This is a genomic window from Comamonas sp. MYb21, from assembly GCF_037479395.1.
Lineage (GTDB): Bacteria > Pseudomonadota > Gammaproteobacteria > Burkholderiales > Burkholderiaceae_C > Comamonas.
On sequence record NZ_JBBGZC010000027.1, the window covers coordinates 1 to 3,664 of the forward strand.

Here is a 3,664-nt window from a genome sequence, read left to right on the forward strand (position 1 = left end):
CCCCTCTCCCAAACCGCCCACACCGCGCTGCGCGATTACTGGGTCGCCCATAGCCCGCATGCCGGCCTGCTGTGGATCTTCCACACCCGCTTGTCCGCCAACAGCGGCGCCTGGTTTCTGCATGGCCGCTTTGCCTGAGCAGCGCCGCACCCGTCCAAAGCCATGGCCACGCGTCCCACCCTCACCATTCCCCACTACGCCGAGCTGTGGTGCCTGAGCAATTTCAGCTTTCTGCGCGGCGCCAGCCACCCGCATGAGCTGGTCGAGCGCGCCCATGCCCAGGGCTACCGTGCGCTGGCCCTGACCGATGAATGCTCGCTCGCCGGCATCGTGCGCGCCCATGTCGCCGCGCGTGACTGCGGCCTGCCGCTGATCGTGGGCGCGCAGTTTGAGGTGCAGCCCAGCGATGCGGCCGCACCCACCTTCACCCTGGTGGCACTGGCCTGCAACCTGCATGGCTATGGCAACCTCTGCGCCCTCATCACCCAGCTGCGGCGCAAATCACCCAAGGGCAGCTATGCGCTGGCGCAATCGGCCATCCACCCGCGCGCGCTGCAAGACTGCCTGCTGCTGCTGGCCCCCAGCCGCCAAGCCAGCCCGGCGCAGATCCAGGCCCAGGCCGCCTGGCTGCAGCAGCAGTTTGCCGGCCGCTGCTGGCTGGCCGTGCAGCTGGACCGCAGCCTGGGCGACGAGGCCTGGCTGGCGCAAATGCGCGCGGCGGGCAGCAGCAGTGGCGCGCCGCTGGTAGCCGCCGGCAATGTGCACATGCATGTGCGCTCACGCAAGCCCATGCAGGATGTGCTGACCGCCATCCGCCTGCGCACACCGCTGACCGACTGCGGCTACGCGCTGCAGCCCAATGCCGAGCAGCACCTGCGCAGCCGGTTGCGGCTGGCGCAGATGTACCCGCCCGACCTGCTGGAGGCCAGCCTGGGCATTGCAGCGCGTTGCCAGTTCTCGCTGACCGAGCTGCGCTACCAGTACCCCGACGAGGTGGTGCCACCCCAGCTCACACCAGCGGCCTACTTGCGCCAGCTCAGCTACGAAGGGGCGGCCCGCCGCTGGCCGCAAGGCACGCCGCCGAAAGTGCAGGCCACCTTGGAAAAAGAGCTGGCCCTTATCTCCGAGCTGCAGTACGAGCACTACTTTCTGACCGTCTACGACATCGTGCGCTTTGCCCGCAGCAAGAACATCCTCTGCCAGGGCCGGGGCTCGGCCGCCAACTCGGCCGTCTGCTTTTGCCTGCACATCACCGAGGTCGACCCGGACAATACCCGGCTGCTGTTCGAGCGCTTCATCAGCAAGGAGCGCAACGAACCGCCCGATATCGATGTCGACTTCGAGCATGCGCGGCGCGAAGAGGTCATCCAGTACCTGTACAAGAAATACGGCCTGCACCGCGCCGGCCTCACCGCCGTGGTCATCCGCTACCGGCGCAAATCCGCGATCCGCGATGTGGCCAAGGCGCTGGGCTTTGCACTGCCCAGCATCGATCTGCTGGCACGCGACCATTCGCGCTGGGACGACGAGCTGCTGCGGGCCGAAGCGCTGGCCCAGTGCGGCCTGCAGGCGGGCGACCTGGCCGTGCGCCAGCTGCAGGAGCTGGTCGAGACGCTGCGCGATTTTCCGCGCCACCTGTCCCAGCATGTGGGCGGCTTTGTGCTCACGCGCGGCCCGCTCTCGCGCATCGTGCCGATCGAGCGCGCCAGCATGGAAAACCGCACCGTCATCCAGTGGGACAAGGACGACCTCGATGCTGTCGGCCTGCTCAAGGTCGATGTGCTGGCGCTGGGCATGCTCACCGCGCTGCAAAAAATGCTGCACCTGGTGGGCGCACGCCAGGGCCGCAGCTTTGCGCTGGGCGATATCCCGCACGGCGACGAATCCACCTACGACATGATCTGCGCGGCCGACACCATCGGCGTCTTCCAGATCGAGAGCCGCGCCCAGATGAGCATGCTGCCGCGCCTGCGCCCGCGAGAGTTTTACGACCTGGTGATCGAGGTCGCGCTGGTGCGGCCCGGCCCCATCCAGGGCGGCATGGTCCACCCCTATCTGCGCCGCCGCCAGGGGCTGGAGAAAGTGCAGTACGAGAGCGCGCTGCTGCGCCCGGCGCTGGAGCGCACCCTGGGCGTGCCCATCTTCCAGGAGCAGGTGATGCAGATCGCCATCGATGCGGCCGGTTTCAGCGCCGGCGAGGCCGACCAGCTGCGCCGCTCGATGGCTGCCTGGCGCCGCACCGGCAACCTGCAAAAGTACTACGACAAAATCATCAACGGCATGACCGGCAATGGCTATTCGCAGGCCTTTGCCGAATCGATCTTTCAGCAGATCCAGGGCTTTTCGGAATACGGTTTTCCGGAGAGCCATGCCGCCAGTTTTGCGATCCTCGTGTACTTCAGTGCCTGGATCAAATGCCACTACCCGGCCGAGTTTCTGGTGGCCATGATCAACAGCCAGCCGCTGGGCTTTTACAGCAACAGCCAGCTGATCCAGGACGCCCAGCGCCATGGCGTGCAGGTGCTGCCCGTCGATGTGATGCACAGCGGCATGGACTGCACTACAGAAGCCGCCAGCGGCCCCCACCCCGCCGTGCGCCTGGGCCTGCGCCTGGTCAAGCAGCTGCAGCAAACGCAAGTCAAGCGCCTGCTGCAGGCCCGCGACGCCGCCCCCTTTGAGAGCGCCCAGGACCTGGCCCGCCGCGCCCAGCTGGACGCCCCGGCGATGAAGAACCTGGCCGCTGCCGATGCACTGGCCAGCCTCGAAGGCCACCGCCGCCACCAGCTCTGGCAGGCCTCCGCCCCGCTGCACCACAGCCGCCTGCTGCGCGCAGCCCCCATCGATGAGGACGAGCTGCAACTGCCCGCTGCCAGCGAGCAGGAAGACATCCACTGGGACTATGCCGCGCTGGGCCTGAGCCTGCGCCGCCACCCCATGGCCTTGCTGCGCGAACGCCTGCAGCGCCACCGCTTCCAAACCCAGGCCGAGCTGCGCGAAGCCCGCGACGGCAGCTGGGTGCGCGCCTGCGGCATCGTCACCCTGCGCCAGCAGCCCCCCACCGCCAAAGGCGTCGTCTTTATCACCCTGGAGGACGAAACCGGCAACCTGCAAGTCATCTGCTGGCCCCAGCTGCGCAGCGCCCAGCGCGACGCCCTGCTGCACGCCCAGTTCCTGGCCGTGCAAGGCCGCTGGCAGCGCAGCGGCGAGGTGGGCAACCTGATCGCGCACCAGCTGCGGGATGTGTCGGATTGGTTTGAGAGCTTGCGGATTCGGAGCCGGGATTTTCGGTGAGGGGTGTTGGTATTGGTTGGTTGAATTAACAGCCGCATTGCGCTAAAGCTATAAGTGGCTGCAGCTAGGATTCTGTTTCACTATTGAAGAGGTTTTTTTATGGAACATCACGTGCTACTGGTTGACATCGCGGGTCGTTTCCATCGGAGTGGAGAGAATCTCTCAGTCACTACCTGTGGAGTTGCAATAGCAGCTGACCGTGCTGACTATGTGCGAAGCATCCTTCCTCCTGGCCTCGCAAAGTGGGGAAAGTGCACCTTGGAGCAGGCAAAAGAAGTAGGGCAAATAGTTGCAAGGTGAATCGCCCCGGGTTTCCTAGACACCTCTGAGCCTCAAATCTGAGGCCCAATAGGAGGTGCCATGACGAACAAGC

1 protein-coding gene is annotated in these 3,664 nt (G+C 65.9%); it reads left to right on the top strand.

Features of this window, described 5'->3' with window-relative positions; all coding sequences use genetic code 11:
- Positions 1 to 162: 162 nt before the first annotated feature.
- Positions 163 to 3,291 (top strand): error-prone DNA polymerase, encoded by a 3,129-nt coding sequence (locus tag WH367_RS24270; protein WP_339537999.1) that lies wholly within the window; start codon positions 163 to 165, stop codon positions 3,289 to 3,291.
- Positions 3,292 to 3,664 lie beyond the last annotated feature (373 nt).

Excerpts from the sequence above, each read along its gene's own strand:
- WH367_RS24270 (WP_339537999.1), top strand. The coding sequence starts at position 163 with ATGGCCACGCGTCCCACCCTCACCATTCCCCACTACGCCGAGCTGTGG.